Source organism: Pontibacter sp. YIM B11418 (assembly GCF_059278805.1).
This window is the reverse complement of record NZ_JCAEMH010000003.1, coordinates 610,484-632,870: the sequence shown is the minus strand read 5'-3', so window position 1 is coordinate 632,870 and position 22,387 is coordinate 610,484. Positions and strand designations below refer to the sequence as shown.

Annotated in this window: 19 protein-coding genes; 10 read left to right on the top strand and 9 right to left on the bottom strand. The window is 51.8% G+C overall.

What is annotated here, in order from left to right; all coding sequences use genetic code 11:
• Positions 1-142: 142 nt before the first annotated feature.
• The gene (locus AC4QZR_RS10550; protein WP_494480882.1) at positions 143-598 is read right to left on the bottom strand and encodes a hypothetical protein; all 456 of its coding nucleotides are present in this window, start codon (positions 596-598) and stop codon (positions 143-145) included.
• 442 nt (positions 599-1,040) lie between these two features.
• Positions 1,041-1,550 carry a phosphatase PAP2 family protein gene (locus AC4QZR_RS10545; protein ID WP_494480881.1) on the bottom strand — a complete coding sequence of 170 codons (510 nt, stop codon included), beginning with the start codon at positions 1,548-1,550 and terminating at the stop codon, positions 1,041-1,043.
• A 306-nt stretch (positions 1,551-1,856) separates the two neighbouring features.
• Between AC4QZR_RS10545 and AC4QZR_RS10540 the strand changes: the two genes are divergently transcribed.
• Together AC4QZR_RS10540 and AC4QZR_RS10535 are read left to right on the top strand one after the other, a co-directional pair.
• Positions 1,857-4,307 (top strand): TonB-dependent receptor domain-containing protein, encoded by a 2,451-nt coding sequence (locus AC4QZR_RS10540; protein ID WP_494480880.1) that lies wholly within the window; start codon positions 1,857-1,859, stop codon positions 4,305-4,307.
• 94 nt (positions 4,308-4,401) lie between these two features.
• Positions 4,402-4,608, top strand: a complete 207-nt coding sequence (locus AC4QZR_RS10535) for a hypothetical protein (protein ID WP_494480879.1) — start codon at positions 4,402-4,404, stop codon at positions 4,606-4,608.
• 209 nt (positions 4,609-4,817) lie between these two features.
• Here AC4QZR_RS10535 and AC4QZR_RS10530 read toward each other — a convergent pair whose 3' ends face one another.
• Positions 4,818-5,252, bottom strand: a complete 435-nt coding sequence (locus AC4QZR_RS10530; RefSeq protein WP_494480878.1) for a hypothetical protein — start codon at positions 5,250-5,252, stop codon at positions 4,818-4,820.
• 127 nt (positions 5,253-5,379) lie between these two features.
• Here AC4QZR_RS10530 and tcmP point away from each other — a divergent pair, with 127 nt between their 5' ends.
• Positions 5,380-6,504 carry a three-Cys-motif partner protein TcmP gene (gene tcmP, locus AC4QZR_RS10525; protein WP_494480877.1) on the top strand — a complete coding sequence of 375 codons (1,125 nt, stop codon included), beginning with the start codon at positions 5,380-5,382 and terminating at the stop codon, positions 6,502-6,504.
• 46 nt (positions 6,505-6,550) lie between these two features.
• On the opposite strand, the gene AC4QZR_RS10520 is transcribed toward tcmP, so the two are convergent.
• The gene (locus AC4QZR_RS10520) at positions 6,551-6,676 is read right to left on the bottom strand and encodes a hypothetical protein (RefSeq protein ID WP_494480876.1); all 126 of its coding nucleotides are present in this window, start codon (positions 6,674-6,676) and stop codon (positions 6,551-6,553) included.
• 607 nt (positions 6,677-7,283) lie between these two features.
• On the opposite strand from AC4QZR_RS10520, the gene AC4QZR_RS10515 reads away from it, so the two are divergent.
• The 3 genes from AC4QZR_RS10515 (at position 7,284) to dacB (ending at position 10,186) form a co-directional block, all read left to right on the top strand.
• Positions 7,284-7,847 (top strand): DUF1543 domain-containing protein, encoded by a 564-nt coding sequence (locus AC4QZR_RS10515; protein ID WP_494480875.1) that lies wholly within the window; start codon positions 7,284-7,286, stop codon positions 7,845-7,847.
• Between the two features lie 167 nt (positions 7,848-8,014).
• Positions 8,015-8,689, top strand: a complete 675-nt coding sequence (locus AC4QZR_RS10510; protein ID WP_494480874.1) for a hypothetical protein — start codon at positions 8,015-8,017, stop codon at positions 8,687-8,689.
• 102 nt (positions 8,690-8,791) lie between these two features.
• Positions 8,792-10,186 carry a D-alanyl-D-alanine carboxypeptidase/D-alanyl-D-alanine endopeptidase gene (gene dacB / locus AC4QZR_RS10505; RefSeq protein ID WP_494480873.1) on the top strand — a complete coding sequence of 465 codons (1,395 nt, stop codon included), beginning with the start codon at positions 8,792-8,794 and terminating at the stop codon, positions 10,184-10,186.
• Positions 10,187-10,264: 78 nt separating this feature from the next.
• On the opposite strand, the gene AC4QZR_RS10500 is transcribed toward dacB, so the two are convergent.
• Entirely contained in the window at positions 10,265-10,597 is a 333-nt protein-coding gene (locus AC4QZR_RS10500) for a hypothetical protein (protein WP_494480872.1), read from the bottom strand.
• Between the two features lie 293 nt (positions 10,598-10,890).
• On the opposite strand from AC4QZR_RS10500, the gene AC4QZR_RS10495 reads away from it, so the two are divergent.
• Together AC4QZR_RS10495 and AC4QZR_RS10490 are read left to right on the top strand one after the other, a co-directional pair.
• Positions 10,891-14,088, top strand: coding sequence for a hypothetical protein (locus tag AC4QZR_RS10495; RefSeq protein ID WP_494480871.1), 3,198 nt, complete (start codon positions 10,891-10,893; stop codon positions 14,086-14,088).
• Positions 14,089-14,245: 157 nt separating this feature from the next.
• Positions 14,246-14,671 carry a DoxX family protein gene (locus AC4QZR_RS10490; RefSeq protein ID WP_494480870.1) on the top strand — a complete coding sequence of 142 codons (426 nt, stop codon included), beginning with the start codon at positions 14,246-14,248 and terminating at the stop codon, positions 14,669-14,671.
• Between the two features lie 38 nt (positions 14,672-14,709).
• On the opposite strand, the gene AC4QZR_RS10485 is transcribed toward AC4QZR_RS10490, so the two are convergent.
• From AC4QZR_RS10485 to AC4QZR_RS10470, 4 genes are all read right to left on the bottom strand, one after another.
• On the bottom strand, positions 14,710-15,165 hold the full coding sequence (locus tag AC4QZR_RS10485; RefSeq protein WP_494480869.1) for a TerB family tellurite resistance protein: 456 nt from the start codon (positions 15,163-15,165) through the stop codon (positions 14,710-14,712).
• Between the two features lie 90 nt (positions 15,166-15,255).
• On the bottom strand, positions 15,256-16,017 hold the full coding sequence (locus AC4QZR_RS10480) for an alpha/beta hydrolase (RefSeq protein ID WP_494480868.1): 762 nt from the start codon (positions 16,015-16,017) through the stop codon (positions 15,256-15,258).
• A 65-nt stretch (positions 16,018-16,082) separates the two neighbouring features.
• The gene (locus tag AC4QZR_RS10475) at positions 16,083-18,848 is read right to left on the bottom strand and encodes a cation-transporting P-type ATPase (RefSeq protein ID WP_494480867.1); all 2,766 of its coding nucleotides are present in this window, start codon (positions 18,846-18,848) and stop codon (positions 16,083-16,085) included.
• 120 nt (positions 18,849-18,968) lie between these two features.
• Complete coding sequence (locus AC4QZR_RS10470; RefSeq protein WP_494480866.1) at positions 18,969-19,742, bottom strand: SDR family NAD(P)-dependent oxidoreductase; 774 nt, start codon at positions 19,740-19,742, stop codon at positions 18,969-18,971.
• A gap of 295 nt (positions 19,743-20,037) precedes the next feature.
• On the opposite strand from AC4QZR_RS10470, the gene AC4QZR_RS10465 reads away from it, so the two are divergent.
• Positions 20,038-21,120 (top strand): efflux RND transporter periplasmic adaptor subunit, encoded by a 1,083-nt coding sequence (locus AC4QZR_RS10465; protein ID WP_494480865.1) that lies wholly within the window; start codon positions 20,038-20,040, stop codon positions 21,118-21,120.
• 2 nt (positions 21,121-21,122) lie between these two features.
• Entirely contained in the window at positions 21,123-22,382 is a 1,260-nt protein-coding gene (locus AC4QZR_RS10460; protein WP_494480864.1) for an ABC transporter permease, read from the top strand.
• The last annotated feature ends 5 nt before the right edge of the window (positions 22,383-22,387 follow it).

The following is a 22,387-nucleotide window of genomic DNA, read 5'->3' as shown; positions in this document are numbered from 1 at the left end:
ATAGCCCCAACAAGTAGTTCAGGGGCAAGCCTCTTCCGACTTAAAACCCATAACGCGTCGCCCGGTTCCGTGCAACCACGGCTTCATTGTGGGCACTCCGTACCCAACGAAGCCTTAGTTGTTAGGGGCAGTTTATTCTTTTTTATTGGTCCATGGTTGTTTCCGTAAATTCAACTGCTTCAGCAACCTTAACAGAAAATGCTCCAGCTTTTCCTTTTTTAAACTGTTCTTCCCACTCTCTATAACCATCTTCGAAATCAGGAATCTGGGATCCTTCTTGTTTTAGTTCAGTTACACTTTCCTTCAAAGCGTTTATACTAAAAGGCATATGAGCAATGGAATGCCCATAAAATTTACCTGTCAGGTGACCTTTAAGATTTACTTGGTCAATAGCTACATGAACTATTGTTCCAGCTTTAGGATAGCTATCAATCTTAAGGATGGTTAAATAAGACCCCTCTTCGCCTGTTCTAGTTATATAGCGCCAAACCTGTCCCACTTCAAATTCTTTTATCCTGCTTTCCATTTTAAATTCTGTTTTCTGGCTGCCGCAACTTGCAGCGATGAGGCATAATATTAAGATGATAAAAGAATCCAAAGTTTTCAATTTTCAAATTGCCCTAACTACTGTATAAACGACACTATGACGTTTATCCGCCTTATATGCGAAGGTGGTTTTTGTCTGGTTCACTTACTTCTTCCGGTGTGCGGCTTCGCCTGATAGGTTCCATAGCGCTCTACTAATATAGTGCTTTTACAGTAACTCTACAACATACTCGCTCTTTTCCCAGCGGGTGGCTGGTTGTAGAGTCAAAGTTTATGTAAATCAAGCGATTAAGGTGATCTGTTAGATTCTTTTCCTAAGTGGGTTGACCAAGTTTTCGCGCCAAGGAATAGCCTAGATAATGCTCAGCCAATGTAGGAAAAATCTATAAGCGTTTATAAGCGCAACTATACGTTTCAAAACGGATGTTTCAATTATCAGAGTAGGGTTTAGCGGGTTTTTAACTGATAGGTTGCACCTTAAAGAAATGCTATACCTACCGCACTATCCTCAAATTCCGGCCTCGCCTGAGCAAGATATAAAACTGTTCGCGATGCTTCCGGAAGGCATAGGTGGCAAGGTAGGCAGCGGCCGATCCGAGAAGCATGGAGCCGAGCACGTCGCTGGGGTAGTGCACGCCCAGGGCCAGTCTGGAGTAGGCCACAAGCAAGGCCCAGGTCAGCAGGAGGCCGCGCAGGGCTGGGTTGCGGAACATCAGTACAAGCACAACGGCCGCCGTGAAAGCAAAAGCCGTGTGGCCTGAAGGAAAGGAGGGACTGCTGGCTTCTGCAATCTGCTCAATCGTGTCGTGGGTCACAAATGGGCGGGGACGATCGATGGTGTACTTCAGTAAGCCAATAAACAGAATATTCAACCCCATGGCAAATACATACTGATAGGCCTTTAGCTTAAGCGAAACCATCCGCCCGAAGTGCCCCATCAGGTATAGGCAAATTGGTACTAAAGCGCCAAGTCCGTAGGAGGTCACTGTCAGGGTGAGCAGCACAAAATCCAGGTCGTCGCCCTGTTGCCATTCAGCAGTTGCAGCGTAGCCAGGTCCAGGTTTGCGAGAGTTTCGAAGAGGGTAGTAGTAAGTATGAGCAGAAGCGACACGTGCTGAAGCAGAAACATGAGTAAGCCTTAATTTTTTAATTGCAGCTTCCTATACGTGGTTTTCTCAATTCCATTGCCCGAAATGCAGCAAGACGGCAGATTTAGTTTGGAGCGGATGCAACTGTGCCCCGAAATGATTGTCTTTAGCTTATCCCCACAAATACAAAGGCGGAAGATTAAAATTATCATTCGATAGGCTATGAAAAAAAATATACTTTTTTTGATGGGATTGCTATGCCTTTTCCTGTCCGTTTCAAGCGCTGCATGGGCGCAGGGAGCTGGTAAAATATCGGGCACACTTTCTGATTCGCTAACAGGAAAGGCTATTGAGTATGCAACGGTCGCCCTGCTCCAGTCCGGCAATACGCAGGCACTTCAGAGCGCACTCACCGATGCCAATGGCCGCTTTTCTTTTGAAGGTATAGCATCTGGCAATTACCAGCTGGCCATCAGCTTCCTGGGTTATCAGAAAAAGTTTATCAGTCGGGTGGCAGTCAACGCGGCAAAACCAGAGACGGCGGTCGGGAATATCAGGCTGGTGCCCAGCACAACCCAGCTGAAGGAGGTAACCGTAGAGGCGCTCCGTCCCACCATCACCCAGGAAGCCGACCGCATGGTGGTGAGCATAGAAGGAACAGCACTGGCGGCAGGACGGACGGCTTATGATGTGCTGGCCACCTCGCCGGGCGTTTTCATAGACCAGGAAGGGAACATACAGCTCAATGGCAGGGCAGGAGTGACAATTATGCTGGACGGAAAACTGACTTACCTCTCCGCCCGCGATCTGCGTTCGCTGCTGGAAGGTATGTCAGCCGAGAACATCCGCAACATCGAGATCATCACCAACCCTTCGTCCAAGTACGATGCCGAGGGCTCTTCGGGCATCCTGAACATCAACCTGAAAAACAACACGCTGCAAGGTATAAACGGAAGTGCTTATGCAGGTGCCAACTACAATGGCAAGCAGTACGGGTTCTCTACGGGGGGCAACATCAACCACAGAACCGGACCCTGGAATTCTTTCCTGAACCTGGACATGGCACGCAGGGTAGGTGGACGCGATGCGACCTTTAACAGGGTTTTCCAAGGAGACGAAAGCACGACTTATTTCGACCAGGTGGCTACCGGCAATTATGAAGTGCAAGGTCCTCCTGCCGTTCGGGTGGGTACGGATTACAGCTTCGACGACCGCCACAGTGTAGGCGTAATGGGCTACTTCAACACCAACAAACTGCACGCCGACTTCCTGACCGAAACCTACATTGGAAATGCCCCTAACCAGCCGACGCAGTTTATTGATGCAGATAACTTTAACCAAAACCGCTTCACCAACTTCACTACTAACCTGCACTACATGGGCAAGTACGACACTATCGGCACGACACTTACCGCCGACCTGGATTTTGTGAAGATCAAAAACAGAGGCGACGCCAACTTCTACAATTACTTTTATAACCTGGAAACCGGCCTGCCGCCAACGCAGGACTTCCTGTATACCGACACGCCCAACGAGTTCGATATTTTTGCGGCCAAAGTAGATTTTACACGTCCGCTCGCCAACGGCCGCAAGCTGGAACTGGGAGCAAAAGCCAGCCGGGTGGTTTCTGACAATGACTCCCGCTTTTACTTTAACAACAGCGAAAAACTGCAACTGGATGAACGACGCACGAACCACTTTGTGTATGATGAGAACATCTATGCGGGCTACCTTAACCTGAACTCCAAACTGGGTGAGCAACTGAGCGTGCAGGCCGGTTTGCGGGCAGAATATACCACCTCGCGGGGAGAGTCGATTACAACCAGGGATGTGAACGATCGTGATTATCTCAATCTATTTCCGAGCCTGTTTGTGCAGCAGAAAGTGAGCGATAACTATCAGATCAACTACAACTACAGCCGGCGCATCCAGCGTCCGAACTACGGTCAGCTCAACCCTTTCTTTGCCTATCGCGATCCCTATACCTACTGGCAAGGAAATCCGGATCTGCGTCCGCAATACACACATGCCATCGGCATCACACAGGCGTTCAAAAAGACTTACAACCTGGTGCTCAATTACCAGCTTAACCGCGATGTGATCGCCGAGTTGCCAGAGATTATACCTGAGACGTCCACCACGATCTACTATGTCGGCAACGTGCCCAAATCCCGCAACCTGAGTCTGACTGCCATTATGCCTTTCACGATCATGAAAAACTGGGAGAGCAGCAACACCATGCTCCTTTCTTACAATGAGTTTTCAGCAGTGGTGAACAAGCAGCAGATGATCAACGACCAGGTGTTTTACATGCTGCAGACGAACCACACGATCATGCTTCCGAAGAAGATAAAGATGGAGTTAAACGGCACTTACCAGGGGCCGGCAGCCTATGCCCTCTATGTGGTGGACCCGCGCTGGTGGGTGAACGTGGGGGTGAAGAAAAGCCTTCTGGATGAAACGCTGGAGCTGAGCGTCAACGCAAACGACATCTTCAAAACCCAGGACCTCATCATCAGTGCCTTGGTGGGCGAAGGCAACGTCAGTGACTGGAACCAGTATTTCCGGCAGCGCAACGTTGGGTTTACGCTGCGCTACAAGTTCAGCAAAGGAGAGAAGCCTGAAGAGCGCAAACGCAGCACTTTGGAAGAACTGAACCGCACCGGCAATTAAAAAAGCACATCGGCTGGCCATTGCCAGTCACATTTCATATCTTCTTACGCATGGCTTCCGTAGAGAAGAAAGCAAAATAAACCACTTGGAAAACATGAAAACCAATACATCAAAACCCTCGAATCCTTTGAATTTCCTGATGGAAAATCCGGGTGAGATCATGAACGTTGTGAAAAATCCCGGCAAGTTCGGACTGGATACCTACAACGGCCTGGACACCAAACAAAAGCAGTATGTGCTCTTTGCTGTGGGTGCCGGCCTGATCGGGTATGGCATTTACCTGGGTATGAATAAAAAGTAAATGTCTGAACATCAACCTTGTAAGTTGAGTTTCGTATACCTGGGTATAGACATTATGTTATCGTTCAGACAGGTGTAAACCTGAAATAAAGCTTGTAGAAGCTTTTTGGAAGAATTGCTTCCATGTTTGACGGAACATGAAAAGGAAAGACCTGCCTTAAGCAATGCTTGAAGCAGGTCTTTCTGTTTTTATACCTGATGAGCGGCCGGCTATTTCTTCTTTTTGCCCAGGCCTTTTCGGGACTGGCGAAGTTTATGCTGCTCTTCTTTCAAAACCTTGAACTCCTCGTTTGAGATTGTGACTGTATACTCTACCGACGATAGCACATGCTCCTGTTCAAATTCGTCGTACACCAGCAGCACCGACAAAAACCGGTTCTCGTTAAGCACATATTCCTCGTCTTCCTTGTCATACACATCGAAATCGTACTCGCCTTCCTGCAGATGTTTCTCTGGTTTGCGGGCCAACTGATCTCCCGTGATCACGAGCGGTTCATCCAACTCCACCTCCAGGTTAAAAGGCTGAAAATACTTACCATCCTTTTTGTAGGTCACGTATTCGATCTTGTCCACCTCAATGGCTATACCTGCATTGCGGTCGTCGCGCTTGTTTTTAATGTTGAGAATGTTGCCAGTCAGTTTCATGCTGCAAAATTACGGTTATAATTGAAACAAGCCCTAACTTTACCTATCCATAAAACATTGGCCCACCCCACAGGTACAGGAAGTCAGATTGCTATACCTGCCGGACGGGCAGAATTGACCTTTTTCCATGTCTACTGCCGATACAAACGATTTTTTTATAGAACAGCGTAGCAGCGCCGAGATCAAATCTGAGCTGCTGAACGAATTTTTTAAGGCCTGGTGCAGTGCCCAGCTGCAGGGTCAGCGCTACAAGTCTAACCCGGTGCTGGCCTTTATCGACCTGTACGCCGGTGACGGAAAGTCGGAAGACGGCAAGCCTGCCACACCGGTGCGTGTGCTCAACAGCATTTTCGGGGCAACAGACAAGTATAACCTCAACAAAGTAGTGCGCACTTTTTTCAATGATGAGAAAAAGACCGTCACCGCCAAATTAAAAGAGAACCTGCAGCAGCTGCCTTACTACCAGGACTTGCAGCACAAGCCGGTGCTATTGCATGAAGAAGCAAGCCTGGCAACGCTCGCCAAGCTCCTCGGAAACGACGTGCCTACTTTGCTATACCTGGACCCCTTTGGTTACGAGTTTTCGCAGCAGCTGCTCTTGCAGTCGGTGCGCCGCTGGGGTCTGGACCTGTTCATGCTCTTCACACCGGCCAAACTGCGCGCAGTAGTGCAGGGCGCTACAGATGATAGCATTATGGCCGATGTGTTGGGTAAAGAGCGCCTGCAGAAGATCCGAGAATTCTGTGACCGCTACCAGGATGCCGGTCAGCGCGAAGACTTTATGGTAGACCAGTTTGAAGACGTTTTCCGGGAGAAGGATTACAAAACGTTCCGCTTTAAGATCAGTCTGCCCAAGAAGAACCAGACGAGCCACTACCTGTTTTTTGTGTCGAAGAACGATGCGCCTTACATGAAAATGAAAGAGCTCATGCTTATGTACAGCGACTACCAGGAAGACGGCGTGCCGCTTTTCGGAGCCAACATCAAGCACCAGTTGTCGCTGTTTCAGGAACAGTATCGTTACTCGATCAAAAACCTGATCACAGACCTGGCAGGCAAGAGGGCCTACTACCACAACCTCCCGATCGACAGCATTTACCGGCATCATAACATTGGCACGAATTATATCCGGGGGAATTACAAAGAAGCGTTGGAGGCGCTCAAAGCGGAGGGAGTTGTAGAGGCGATCAATCCGGTGTCACGGCAGCTGATGCGGAAGGTTACGTTTACTTCGATTATAGGGTATAAGTAATGGGGAATTTTTGCCAGGCTGGCGGGGCTTATTTCAGGTATAGCAATTATATGGCGCGAGCGTCCACGCTCGTGTCTATTATAGTGGGGCCTCTGGCCCAGGGGTAGGTATAGGTATAGGAATAGGTATAGCCTGCTTTGCTTTGTAGCAACCGCTGTTGCAGGTATAGCAAATGATATTGTCTTATAGCTTCGCCTGTGCGGCGGGCACCTACTTTTTTCCTTGATGAAAAAAGTAGGCAAAAAAATCAAGACTCCCCAAACTCGCTGAACGCTCAAACAGTGGGTAGTCATTTAAGTGCACCTGGCTCAGAGATTTGTTTCATTGCTCAAGGTGCAAGTTACGCTTGCTATACCTGCCAGTGGTCTGTGACATTAACTACAACGTCTTATACCTATGAATGGCAGCGGCAGACTTCTTCCCCTCTTGGGAGGGGCAGGGGTGGGTATAATCAGAAGGAGTAGCAAATTGCGGCAACTACAAAGCTATACCTGTAGGATGGTAACGGCGGAAAGTCCCCCTTTGAAGGGGGCAGGGGGATGTCAATCGTTCCGCAATTCTCTCTCGTGGGTAGGGCTATTTCACTCTAAAAAGACAAGCTTGAAACAGGCTGTCATTCTGTTAATGAACTTGGATAAAGGGAGGTTAAGCCTATGCTACGGACTTACAAGATCCTTACGGGATGTCAAATAAGTAAAGTGAACCGATAGCAACATCTACATCAACAAGAAAAGTTAGACTTCTAGAACCATAAATAAAACACTACAAACAAAACACCAATGCAACATCCAAAACTATTTATGCTGATGCTCGGATGTCGGCCGGCGGGGCGAAACACGGAGCAGCACGACATGTTCTTTGCTATTGGCGAGCAGGTGAAAGACCTGGTACCGGCCATCAAGGCTTTCTGGCCGGAGGCGAAGGGCAACATCCACGTCGATGCCTGGCGGGAGGTTACGCAGGTGAATGGGTACCAGATAAAAGTAACACCCAAATCGGCTATACCTGCTGAAGCTGGCGCGGACAAACTTTTCTTTCTGAACCTCGGCGGGTATAAACCAAACGAGTTCGACGAATTTCATTACAAGATGCTGGCCGTTGCGCAGGACCAGGCAGGAGCGGTGCAGCAGGCCAAGCAAACGGCCTTCTACAAACACACCGGTTTCAAGGGTGCTTCCTCTCACATTGACGATAAGTTTGGCGTGGATGTGGACGAAGTATTTGAGGTAAAAGACATCCTGACAGCTGTGGACAAGCAAAAATTCAGCCTTGAAATTTCACCAGGCATAGAAGGGCACGAAGACGAGATGCACCTGGGTTATTTTCAGTTGCATAAACTGTAGGTATAGTGGGTACTTAAGTGGTGTGAATTATTCTTTAATCCGGTGGAGGATTAACCTGGAAATTACCTTTGAAGTAGGTCAGGGAAAGGATTTTAAAAAGCGGGAAAGGAACATGATCATATCGGCTGCGTTATGAGAGGGAGTATATTAACCTAAATAACAAAGCTATGAACAGAAACAACGAGTATAACGATCGCCCCCGCAAGAACCATTATGCCGACTTCGATGAACACGGCAACGCCCGAACCGGTAACACCAACAGTTTATCGCGCTTCAACCCTGAAAGCAGCCAGCACAGGAGTGATCGCGACCGCTACGAAAACCGTGACGAGCGCGGTAGGACGTCTCACGGAACACGCGCTTATGGCGACTTCAGCGGCGGCACACGCTACGGCGAAGGGGGCAGCACTTATGGCGGCGGCTCAGCCTACGGACCTTCGAACTACGGAATGTCAGATCGCGAAAGACCGAGCCACATGGGCGGCGACAGAAACTACTATGACCACAACGAGCACAGTCGCCAGAACTATGGCCATTCGGGAGGCTCTAACTATAGTGGCCGAATGGACGAAGATTCGGGAAGCCGTTATCGGGGTACGGGTTACATCGACAGTAACCTGTCAAGGTCTGGCTACCGGAACGAAGACAGGGGCGACAGAGGCTACAACCGCAGCTTCGACGAGTTCCGCGACACAGGCTACGGCTCTACCAGGTATAACAACCGCGACGAAGATCGTGAGCGCAGCGCCTACAACAACTGGGGTCACAACCAGCAGCGCCGGTCCGAGGACGAGCATCGCTACGACGAGCGCAACAGATACCGCGATACCCAGGACTGGTAGAAATAGGATTTAATAATGTGAACGGCCGCTTATTCGCAGGAATAAGTGGCCGTTTTGTTTTTAGGTTTGGGGATAACCAACAGAAATGTGTAATTTTTGCTTATGAAAACCCACATCACTTCATTCACCTTCCTGATTGCCTGTTTACTGACGCTACAGCCTACCTGGGCGCAGTCGGTTGCATCTAAACTCACCACCGCTTTTCAGAAATTCGAAGCTGATTCGCAGCTGCAGAACGGCATTGCCTCGCTTTATGTGGTTGACGCCAAAACAGGGCAGGTCGTGTACGATCGCAACAGCAAAATCGGTCTGGCTCCGGCTTCTACCATGAAGCTCATCACGAGCATCAGTGCTTACGAACTGCTTGGGAAAGATTTCCGCTACGAAACGAAATTTGCTCTTCGCAAAAATGGCAAGCAAACGTCGCTCCTCATTATACCGAGCGGTGACCCAACGTTGGGGAGTTGGCGCTGGCCTGTGACCAAAGAGGACGTTGTACTGAAAGATATCGTGCGTGCCATGCAGCGTGCAGGTATAAAAACGGTTAGCGAAGTGATAGTGAGTAACGAAGGCTGGAACGAAGAAACCGTACCCGACGGCTGGATGTGGCAGGATATTGCCAACTACTACGGGGCAGGCGCAGCTAAACTCAACTGGCGCGAAAATCAGTACGATGTCATCCTCAAGTCCGGCAAGCAGATCGGCGAGCCCGTTTCGATTGTAAAAACAGTACCGAACCTCAACGGCTATGGCTTACGCTCCGAGCTAACTTCCGCCGCTGCGGGCACGGGCGACAATGCCTACATTTACTTCCCTCTGGGCAATTCCACAGCTGCCATACGGGGTACTATACCTGTCAATGAAAGCAGCTTTAAGATATCAGGCGCACTTCCTTCGGGAGCGAATCAGTTTGTAAGCATGCTGGCCGATACGCTCCGTACACTCGGTATCAGCATGCCGCAGCAGACCGTTTTACAGCACGACGATATACCGCAGCAAGGCTATACCTTCTTCCATACGGTCACCTCCCCGCCACTGGACAGTATTGTATACTGGTTCAACCGCAAGAGCATTAACTTGTATGGCGAAGCACTGGCTAAAACAATTGCCTATACCGATGGCAGCAGCAGCGACACTCGTCAGGGACTGAACAAAATACGCCAGCACTGGAAAGATAAAGGTATATCCGAATCCGAACTGGCGATGGTAGACGGCTCCGGACTGTCTCCGCTCAACCGCGTGACGACGCACGCCCAGGTGCAACTGCTGCTCCATGCCCGCCAGCAGCTGTGGTATCCGGGTTTACATGCCTCACTGCCCACATTCAACAGTATGAAAATGAAGAGCGGCACGATTCGCGGCGTAAAAGGCTTCACCGGTTACCACAAAGCTAAAGACGGACGGGAGTACCTTTTCTCTTTCGTGGTGAACAACTATAACGGTTCGGCCTCATCGCTCGTGAAAAAGATGTATGTGGTGCTGGATGAACTAAAGTAAGGTATAGCTACCTCAACAGGTATAAAGAAAAAGCCCCGACAACTGCCGGGGCTTTTTCTTTTCGTTTCAGGTATAGCCTTAGTTATTTCTTTCCTTGTTTTTCATATCCGGGTCCGTAATCGTGCTCGGGTTCGGCTGGTTGTTGCGGAACTCTTTGTCGGTGCCGTCAGCGCCACGGGTGGTTGTGGTGAGGTTAGCATTAGAGCCCTGCGGACTGTTTTGTTCCCTCGGGTTCTCCTTGCCGTGCTTGGCACCACCGCTGCTTCCCTCACGACTTGGCTTGTTCTCGCCGCGGGTATTGTCAGCACCGCCGGCTACCGGGCCGGTTTGCTTGCCTTTGCCCAGGCCACTTACGCCTTCGCCTTTTCTTGAATTCGGATCTTCAGGGATATTTCTATTGTTGTCGCTCATAGTTTGTTTTCTTTAGGTAGAACATAAATAACCGACCCCGGAAATGCTCCAGGGTTAGTTCGTTGTACGGACTTGAGTCAATTTTGGGTTAACAAACGGCCCAAGGACCCCATTTCTCTATCTCATGATCAAATCAGGATCGGCTTTGGATAAATTCAGGGAACCATATAGCATAAATCTATATAACACAGGAGGTTCGGATAAGAGTGGGTGAGCCAAACTTTCTTGCAAAAAGTGAGTTTAAGTAGAAGCAAACCGGAAACTAAGCTTCCGGTCAGGCAATACAATCTGTTATGAAAACGCGCCCCCTCGTTAAGATATTTCTGCTGGTAATCGGACTGCTGTTCACCCTGGTGCTGGCTGCCCAGTTTCTGCTGGCCCCGCTCTACCAGGACAAGCTACCGGTCTTCATCAGAACGGTGCTGACCAAAGATCCCAACCTAGCACTCGCGCCATTTCAATCGGATATTTCCAACTGGAAAAATTTCCCCTACCTGACCCTGACGCTCGACAATATCTCACTAAAGGATACTAGCAGTACGAAGCCTGTTGAGGTGCTGGCTGTCGAACATATGGAAGTGCTGGTGCCAGTAATGCAGTGGCCCTTTGGCCGGCTCCGCATCAGTAAGCTATACCTTGATGGCCTCACGTTTCATCAGCAGGTAGATTCGACTGGCCACAAGCGCAGCCTCAGCTTTGGCAAGGCAGAAAAGCAGGACGACGGTTCAGGTGATTTCGAATTGAACATCCCGCAGGTCAGGATCCGGAATGCCCGGTTTTTGAGCGAAAATCAGTACAAGGAGAGCGCTTTCTCGATCCAACTACTCGACTCCGACCTGGCAGCCGATCTTCGCGATAACATCCTCAAAATAAAGGGCAAACTGAAGGGGAAGATCAATTACATCAGCAGCCGTGACCTACGCCTTTTCGAGGACAGAGACTTTACAGCAGATGCGCGCTATACCTATGACCTGGACAAAAAACTGGGAACGATCGAGGACAGCAAAGCCATCCTGAACAAGAACGAGGTACTGATCTCGGGTACGCACCGGAAGACAGCCAACGAGCCGGGCTCAGAGCTGGACCTGCACTTTAAAGGAGAGCAGCCCTTTTTCTTTCTGCTCAACCAGATGAATTCTGTCAAGTCTATACCTTTGCTCCGGCAGGTGGAGAGCGAGGGCCGCGTGAAGCTGCACTACCACATTGCCGGCCACTCCGGACCCACGAAGCGCCCCAGAAACAAACTGCACTTTGCCTTGCAGGATGGGAAACTTCATTGGCCCACCAGCCGCATCACACTGTCGCATATCCAAATTTCCGGTCAACTGGACAACGGGCCAAAGCATTCACCGGAGACAAGTTCGTTCACGCTGCATCGGGTAGCGGTCCGCACCGGCCAGGACAGCCTGCAGCTCAAAGCGAAGATTACAAACTTTACCAAACCTTTTGTGGATGCGCGTCTCAGCGGGAGCTATACCCTGGATAGCCTGGCTGAACTGATGCCTCCGGATTACCTTTCCCTGCCACGCGGCACGCTGGCCGGTGACGTCACCATCAAGGGAAATCTGCATGCCACCGAGGACCGCCAGCGGCAGGATGACCTGCAGTGGCAGGGGGCTATCCGTCTGCAGGAGGTTGGCTTTCAGCCGGCAAAGCTCACCGTGCCCTTCACCAACCTGAATGGGGAAGCAAAATTGGCAGGCAACGAACTGCGCCTACAGGGTATGGAAGGCAAAATAGGCGGAAAGTCTTTTACGGTTGATGGATCAGTACGCGATGTGGTGAATTACCTGCTTGGCCAGCAAAAAACTGTGACTGTAAGAGGTGCCGTCAACCTCAGGCAGCTAAACACGGCCTGGCTAAAGCTGAAACCTGACACTAAAGCCGGTGGAAAACCAGCGGCCCCGACAAGTTCAGCCGTCGCAACCACAACGATCATACCCGACTTTTTAAGGCTTAACATGCGGCTGGCGTGTCAGCAGCTCAACCTGCAGGCAGCGTCTGTTCAAAACATGCAGGCCAGGCTGAGCAGTGACGGCAAGCGCCTCACACTCTCCGACATCGGACTGACCTCTCAGGGCATCACGGTGACCGGGAATGTAGCAGCGCCGAACGACAACCGGAAACTTCATGATGCCAGCATTCAGCTGGCCGCGCAGATGGACACCCTCGACCTGACGAGCCTGCAACAGGTGAACGCTATTGCCGGCTCAGCGGGTAACGGGAAATCTGCAGAAAAAGCTAAGGCTGGTAAAGCCGAAGGTATAACTTTCCTGATGCCACTGCAGAAAGTACAGCTATCCCTGCGCGTGAAGCATATTGATCTGCCCGGGGAAGAAGACCTGCAGCACCTCTCTGTGCGCCTGGATAAAAACAAGAGCCATGTGACAATGCAGGAGATGCGCTTTAAGACAAGCAAAGGCGGAGCGGCCACTGCAAACGGCGGCTTCTACCTGATTAGTTCAAAACTAACCCGGCCATACCTGGATGTGCACCTGCAATATGATTTTCTGGACCTGCAGGCGTTTATGCAAAATTTCGCGGCGCTGAAAACACTGCTGCCCGAAGATCAGCCTCAGGAATTGCCGGTGAAGAAAGAGGAGCCGGAAAAGGGCATGAGCACGAAGCTGCGGGAGAAGGTGTATGATCTGGGACTTTATGTAGAAGCACAGGAATTGAAGTATGAGTACCTGAAAGGAAGCAATCTGGAGATAAGAGCCCGCATGAACCGGGAGCAGGCGCAACTCGACAAGCTATACCTGCAAGCCTTCGGTGGCAAAATATTTTCGCACGGAATGATGTACCTGAACGAGCCCTCTGACACCATCCCCGTTCGGCTGAAGGCGCAGGTGCAGGATGTCGATCTGGAGCAGTTGTTTGCCGTTGCCGAGCAGATGGAACTGGATATGCTGGGAAGCCAGAACATTAAAGGCAAAGCGGACTGTAACCTGACCGTGTATACCAAGCTGGACGGGACTTTTGCACCGAGCTTCGACCGTACGGTAGCCTATAGCCGGGCCTCTTTCAGGGGCATGGAGTTGATCGATATCAAGCCCATACAGGAAGCGCTGGGCTTCATGCGGAAAGAGCGGACCGAGCACCTGTTTTTCGAGGATGTGGAGGCTGATTTTGTGCTTTACAGGAATAAGTTTGTCGCGCCTGGTTTCAGCATGAACAACAACCTGTCGTCCTTCGATCTCCGGGGTTCCTACACCATGCGTGGCGATGCGAGCCTGAGCGTGGACATCAACGTTTTCAACATTCTTTTCGGGAACAACCAGCGCCGCATCGAGCAAATACAGGAAGATTCGCTGTCGCTGAAGAACAGCCCGAGCAAGCAGCACCTGCTACTGGTGCGCGACCAGGATAAATACAAGGTGAAGCTCAGCAACCGGAAAGAGAGAGAGGACATCACCCTGGTGCTCCAAAACGAGTTTCTGAGTGTTCTGGAGCAATACCAGATCGACACAGCCTTTTCCGAGATCAAGTAGCCTTTCAGCTTAAATTCAATTACTGTCTGAAAGTGGTAGTACGTACTGGACGATTGCCTTAGATTAATTCAACATAATAATCCGAAAATCGTTATTTCCGTATGTAAGTGCTTGTATAATAGCCTGCTATAACCAAGCAGGTATAAAGCTCAAAACTATGGAAAGATTTCTGGGGCCCTACAGCCCGCAACTCTACGCCATCCTGCGCATAGTGGCCGGATTGATGTTTGCCATGCATGGCGCTCAAAAACTATTTGGCTGGCCCGGCGACGGCAACACCGTGGAAATAGCTTCGCTGATGGGGCTGGCAGGCATCATTGAACTGGTTGCCGGACTCATGATCGCGTTTGGGTTCCTGACCGGATGGGCAGCCTTTATTGCCAGTGGTGAGATGGCGGTGGCTTTCTTCATGGCCCACGCGCCCCAGGGCTGGAACCCGCTGCTCAATAAGGGGGAGACGGCTTTGCTCTACTGCTTTCTATTTCTGTACATGGCCGCACGCGGTTCCGGCATCTGGAGCGTCGATGCCGCGATGGGCAGAGGTGTAAGGCGGGAAGGGAGCAGGCGGGCCAGCTATACCTGACAGGTAAGCGTTTCAGCGCGACAGCAGGTATAGCCGGGCTATTTCTTATCCTTATTGAGGATCAGTACTTCCCGGACGATCTCCTGTGCCTGATTCTCATCCATATCCAGGGCAGAGTACAGGTATTGTATCAGTTCCTCCTCTTTTTCGGTCACCACGCTGTCTGACAGCACCAGTTGGATGGTATGGGCAAAGAGCGCGGGACGGTTTTCTTCTGAGATCAAGTCCACCGAGTTGTCGATCAATATTTTGCTGCCCAGCTGCACGTGCGCATAAAAGACACTCCGGCTGTAGGCCATAATGTCGTGCCCTTCAAAAAGCGGCAGGTCAGCCAGGGTTTGCGCCATTTCGTCCAGTTCTACATCGGCCACATCGTCGTCCACGGCCACGCAGGCGTGCATAATGGCGATCCAGGCTTCCTGCTCGTTTTGCGGGTTGTAGGTATAGGAGTCCGGTACATTCGTCCGACCTGTGGTGTTAAAAACGCCTTCCATGCTTTCTTCTTTTTTTCGTATTTACTTTTGTTTTGTATGGCTTTTGTGCCTGGTACAGGTATAGCACTGTGTTCCCAAACAGGTATAGTTTCAGGGCTTTGCAGGTGGCAGACTGGCGAGCACTTGTGCCAGTTTGCGCCGGAAAACCGGGTTTTCGTTCATGCCATTGTGACCTTGTCCTTCGAGAAGGATAACGCTGTCTGACGGCTTAAGGTGTGCTCTCAGCTTTTCTGAAGAGCCCGGGTAAATGATCTCGTCCTGCGCTCCATGAAAAATGACGATGGGCGATTTGGTTTGCGCCACAAAGTTATACGTCTCGAACTTGTAGCGGAGTAAAAAGCCCGGCACCATAGGATATAGGCTTTGCATTAAATCTCCCAGGCTGTAGTAAGGCGCCTGCAACAGCAACAGCGTGGGTGTGTGTAGCGCTGCCAGTCGTGCCGCTGCCGCCGTGCCAATGGAGTAACCGACCACGATGATCTGCTTGCCGCTATACCTGCCGGCCACTTCCAGAAAGGCCGCCTCGGCATCAGTGTAAAACTGACTCTCGTTGCTGATCTCGCCCTGACTTTTGCCGTAGCCGTGGTAGTCGAGCACAAACACATCGTAGCCCAGCGCAGTATAGGCCTCGTGCACCCACCCCCAGCTGGCCACTGAACCCGCGTTGCCGTGCAGGTAAAACACCAGCCCTTTTGACGCTTCGGTCTTGAAAAGCAGGCCATGCAGCGGTATACCGTCCGGCGCAGGTATACGTATTTCTTCTGCTTCCCGGTCAAAACGGAAGATGTAGTCTGCCGGAAGTTTCTCCGGAAAGAAAATCAGCTTCTCCTGCTGAAATGAAAGTAAGCCCATCACCACAAGGTATACGATACAAATTAAAACCGCTGCTCCGATCACCCTTTTCACCAAGGTATACGCTAGGTTAGCTGTTCTTCCTTTTTCGCGGCCTCCCGCTTTTTAGCGCCCAGCTGGAAGCGAATCTCCTTCTCGATAGAGATAATTGTAAACACAACAGCTCCCGCCCCAAAAATGCGCAGCAGCTGCATGACCTCCAGCGGACTGGTGCCAAAAAGCATGTTCATGAACGGTGTGTAGATGAAGAGCGCCTGCGCCAGGAACATGACGCCAATGCCGTAGTACACCCACCTGTTTGAAAACCAGCCAACCTGGCCAATCGGCCTCACCAGCGAGCGGCAGTTGAGTAGGTAAAAGGATTCCACTACCACAAACACCGTCGTTACGACGGTCTGGGCTTCCACGAGCGTTGCACCCCGGCCCAGCTCGTACTGAAACAGGCCGTAGGCAGCTGCAAGCATCAACAAGCCTACCAGCAACGTCCGCTTGATAAGCATGGAGGTGAGCAGTGGTTGGTTAGAAGCTCGTGGCGGACGGTCCATGATGCCGGGCTCTTTAGGCTCGAAAACCAGCGTGAGTCCCAATAGCACCGAAGTGGTCATGTTGATCCAAAGGAACTGAACGGGCTGCATGGGGAGCCGAGAATTGAGTGCAATGGCCAACAGTACCACCAACGCCTCGCCTAAATTGGTAGGAAGCGTCCAGACAATGAACTTGGTCAGGTTGTCGAACACGCCCCGACCTTCTTCCACGGCGCCTTCTATGGACGAAAAGTTATCATCGGTGAGCACCATGTCCGAGGCATCCTTGGCCACGTCGGTTCCGGTAATGCCCATGGCGATGCCGATATTGGCCTGCTTCAGGGCCGGGCCGTCGTTCACGCCATCGCCCGTCATGGCCACCACATTGCCGCGTGACTGCAGGGCTTTGACCAATCGCAGTTTTTGTTCTGGCGCTACACGGGCAAATACAGCGGTCTTCTCAACGATGTCGGACAGTTTCTGGTCACCGATCTGCTGCAGCTGCTTGCCTGTCACAGCTACCAGCTTCCCGTTGTCCTGTCGTCCTTTCAAGCCAATATGGCTGGCAATGGCAGCGGCTGTCACGGCATGGTCGCCCGTAATCATTTTCACGTCTATGCCTGCGCGCTGGCACAGGGCAACGGCCTCCATGGCTTCTTCGCGGGGTGGGTCTATCATGCCCTGCAGTCCCAGGAATATGAGGTCGGCGCTGGTGTGTTTGTGGTCGATTTGCGTATGGCCTTGGGTTGCCTCCAGCATGGCGAAAGCCAGTACGCGTAGCCCCTCGCCGGCCATTTGCTCTACTTGCTTTTCGATGTGCTTCTTGTCGAGATCGCCTGGTTCGCCGTCTGGCAGCAGGGCTTTGCTGCTGCGCTCCAGCACGGCTTCCACAGAGCCTTTGAGGTAAATGACGGGTTTGTCGCCGCCATGCAGCGTGGCCATGTATTGGTATTCTGACTCAAATGGTATGGTGTCCTGGCGGGGCTGCTGCTGCTCCAACGTTCGCCTCTCAAGTCCGGCTTTTCGTGCGACAACCTCCAGCGCCCCTTCGGTGGGGTCGCCTTCTATCAGCCACTGTCCTTCTTTCTCTTTCAGGGCGCTGTCGTTGCAGAGCAAACCGGCTTTCAGGCACAGCTCCAGGGCTTTGTTGTGGCTCAGGTCCGCCAGTCTTTCCTCTTGATGGATTTCACCTTCCGGTCGGTAACCTAGGCCGGTAGCAGTATACTTTTCGGCTCCGGCTACGATCTGCTGCACAGTCATCTGGTTTTCGGTGAGCGTACCGGTTTTATCGGAGCAGATAACATTGGTGCTGCCCAGGGTTTCCACGGCCACCAACTTGCGGATGATGGCGCGGCGTTTGGCCATTTTAGAAACCCCGAGCGCCAGCATGATGGTAACAGCCACGGGCAAACCCTCCGGTATAGCGCCTACTGCCAGAGCTACCGCCAGCATAAAGGTTTCAGACGCGTCCGCTCCCCGCAGGTACTCTACCAGGAAAAGCACGACGCACAGCGCCAGGATGACCTTGAGGAGCAGGTTGCTGAATTCCTTTATTTTGATGGTGAGTGGTGTGTCCAGGTTCTGCGCGCCTGAGATGGATTCCTGTATTTTGCCCACCTCGGTCTTGTCGCCGGTGGCCACCACCAGGCCGGTCGCCTGCCCGTAGGTCACCGCCGTGGAGGCGAAGCCCATCGAAAATCGGTCGCCCAGCACATCGTCTGCGGCCACAGGCTCTGCATGCTTTTCCACCGCCACCGACTCCCCGGTCAGCGCCGATTCGTCCACCTTCAGGTCGCGGGCCTGCACCAGCCGCACATCAGCCGGAAACTTGTCGCCGGACTGCAGCAGCACAATGTCGCCGGGCACCAGCTCCGAAGCATCGATTTGCTGCTTACTGCCCCCACGCAGCACGGTCGCTTTCGCGGACATGCTTTTGGACAGGGCGTCGATGGCGGCCAAGGCCTTTGATTCCTGTATGTAGCCGATGATGGAGTTGATCAGAACAACCCCGAAAATAACGCTCGAATCGATGTACTCGCCCAGCAGCAACGTGACGACGGTGGCGGCCAGCAGGATGTAGATGAGCGGCTGGTGAAACTGCAGCAGAAACAGCACCAGGGCACTCTGCTTTTTCTGCTGCGTCATGACGTTGCGTCCGTACGTTTCCCGGCGCTTTCCTGCTTCTTCGTCTGCTAGCCCCTTTTTCTGGTCAACCTGAAGCAACTTAAGTGCCTCCTGCGCGTCCAGGCTGTGCCAGTCCTGGGGTAAAGTTGTTTTTTGTGGACTTCTTTTCTCCTTTACACGCATATTTACTTGACATCTATACCTGCGCAGCAGCGAAATGTCCGCCCGGACCCTTATAATTCCAATACAAGGTGAGTATCTGAATTATGGAAGCAGGTGGTATTCAGTAAGTAGTACGAGCGTTTACTGTGACAGGTAGGCCCCATCGGCAGCGTAGTAGGCCCCCGATACGAAAGAAGCCTTGTCGGAACTGAGCCAAATCACCAGCTCTGCTATTTCTTCCGGGGCTCCCAGGCGTCCTATTGGGTGCTTGGATGTCAGGAACTGCAGCGTTTCCTCGCCCATGCCGGACAGCAAAGGGGTTTTGATAAAGCCCGGACCGACAGCGTTGATGCGTATACCTTTGGAAGCGTACTCAAGGCCTCCATTTTTAGTCAGGCCCACCACACCGTGCTTGGCCGCCACATAAGCAGCTGAGTTGGCAAAGCCCACCTGTCCGAGGATGGAGGAATTATTGACAATGGCACCGCCGCCTTGCTGCAGCATCTGCCGTATCTGGAAATGCATGCAATAGAACACACTGTTGAGGTTAATGCTGATGACTTTATTCCACCCTTCGATGCTCATGTCGCCGATCATATTGGATTCACCGCCTATACCTGCGTTGTTGAAGGCAACATCCAGGCGACCGAATTTTTCGACAGCCTGCTGCACCATACGCTCGCAGTCCTCTGGCTTTGAGACATCGGCCGATACAAAAATAGCCTGGCTGCCCAGTTGCTCAATTTCCTGCACTACCTGCATGCCTGACTCTTCATGGATGTCGGACACCACTACCTTAGCTCCTTCGCGGGCGTAGAGCAAAGCAGCTGATTTGCCAATGCCAGAGGAACCGCCGGTTACCAGCGCCACTTTTCCATCAAACAGTTTGGCTTGATTAGATTTCATTTCGTTCATAATCTTATTGGTTTGGGGTTAGAAGTTCGTTATCGGACAAATTTCGTAAGACCGTAAGGTCGTTTCTATGACACTTGTCATTTCTGATAGAAACATATATCAGTTATCAATTAATATGCTTTATAGCTTACGCATTATCATGAAATCGTGTACTGAATGTAGTACATTTGAAGCGTAGCACCTTATCGCCCCAGCTTACGGTAGGTATAGCTGATCTATACAGAATCGGCAGGTATAAGCAGGGATGGGGTACGTGATCGTGCTGCTGCATAGTGTCTTTTACGTTTGAGGTATCATGTTAATAAAACACTATTTACAACTGCTTCTGCTGCTGGTCTTTTTCACTTCCTGTGGAGACAGCCAGGAAACAACACAGCCAACTGTGGAGGATATCTCGGAAGCCGTCTACGCTTCCGGCCTCGTGAAAAGCCGCAATCAGTACCAGGTATACCCGGTTGTGAGCGGCATCATCGAGGAAATACTGGTGACGGAGGGCGATACCGTGCGGAGGGGCCAAACGCTCGTTCGCATCAGCAACGAAGCCGCCCAGCTAAACACGGAAAATGCCCGGCTGGCCGCAGCATACGCCCGTGTGGGCGCGAATACCGAGAAGCTGAACGAGCTGCAGGAAACGATCGATCTGGCCCGCAGCCGCATGCGCAACGACTCGCTGCTACTGGCACGGCAACGCAACCTCTGGGCCAGCCAGATCGGTACCCGCGTGGAGCTGGAACAGCGTGAACTAGCCTACAAAAACTCCCAGACAGCCTACCGCTCTGCCCGACTGCGCTACAACGACCTCAAAAAACAGCTGGATTTTGCCGCCCGCCAGTCGCAGAAGAATCTGCAGATCAGCGAGACCCTGCGCGACGACTATACCGTGAAAAGCGAAACCAAGGGCAAGGTATACAGCGTGCTGCGCGAGAAAGGCGAGCTGGTGAGTCCGCAGGTGCCGATTGCGGTGCTGGGCGATGCCGACAAGTTTATACTGGAGCTGCAGGTGGACGAGTACGACATTGCCCGCGTGAAACCAGGCCAGCAGGTACTCCTCAACCTCGACAGTTACAGAGGGCAGGTATTTGAAGGGCGCATCACCAAGATCAACCCGGCCATGAACGAGCGCACCCGCTCTTTTACCGTGGAAGCTGCTTTTGTAACCAAACCCGACGCGCTATACCCTAACCTGACCACCGAGGCCAACATCATCATTCAGGCCAAAAAGAATGCCTTAACCATACCCCGCGAATACCTGGTGGAGGGTGCCTATGTGCTGAATGAGAACGGCGAGCGCGTGCCTGTGAAATCCGGGTTGAAAGACTACCAGAAAGTGGAGATCGTGGAGGGACTGTCGAAAGAGGATGTGATCGTGAAGCCTTAGCGATGAATTTTAAACTGATATACAGCATCGCGAAATCCATGCTGCTGGCCCGCTGGCGGCAGACACTGGTGGCCGCCGTTGGGGTGACCTTCAGTATCGCCATGTTCATCACGCTGCTCGGTTTTATGAACGGCCTCAACGACCTGCTTGATGGCCTCATCCTGAACCGCACGCCGCATGTACGGCTTTATAACGAAATCAAGCCCAGCGAAGACCAGCCGGTGAATGTGGCCGGACAGTACAAGAACTTCTACAATTTTATCAGTTCCGTGAAAGCCGGCATCTCCCGGCAGGAGATCTATAACAGCGGCCCCATTCTGCAGGCCGTGAAAGCCGATGAGCGGGTGCTGGGTGCCACCCCCAAACTCCTTGCGCAGGTCTTTTACAACGAAGGCACCATTGAAATAACCGGTGTGATCAATGGCATCGATGTGGAGGAAGAGAGCCGCCTGTTTAACTTCCAGGACTACGTGACTGCCGGCAATCCCTTGGATGCCAAGAACGTGGCCAACAGCATCATCCTGGGCAAGGGGCTGGCAGAGATTTTGGTGGCCGACATAGGTGATGTGGTGCAGGTAACGACGGCGCAGGGCGAGCGTTTTTCGCTGAAAGTGGTAGGATATTTCCAGTCAGGTATACAAGAGATCGACAAGGTGCAGAGCTATGCTTCCATTGCCACCACCCAGAAGCTGCTTGGAAAACCAGCCAACTACATGACTGACATCCAGGTGAAGCTCCATGACCTGGAGCAGGCCCCGGCCGTTTCCAGGGAGTATGCGCAGCTTTTCAATGTTGATGCTGAAGACATACAGACGGCCAACGCCCAGTTCGAGACGGGCAGCAGTGTACGTTCGCTCATATCCTACGCCGTGGGCATCACGCTGCTGATCGTGGCGGGCTTCGGTATTTTCAACATCCTCAACATGATGATCTACGAGAAAATGGACTCCATCGCCATCCTCAAGGCCACCGGGTTTTCGGGCCGGGATGTGAACCTGGTCTTTCTACTGATCGCGATGAGCATCGGCTTTTTCGGGGGTGTGGTGGGACTCGTGTTTGGTTTCCTATTCTCGGTCGTCATTGACAACATCCCCTTCGTGACGGCAGCACTGCCTACCATCACGACTTATCCGGTTAACTACGATGTGGTGTACTACGTGATCGGCGGGATTTTCTCACTGATCACAACGTACTTTGCCGGTTTCTTCCCGGCCCGCAAGGCCAGCCGGGTGGACCCGGTTGAGATCATCAGGGGCAAATAAGTATA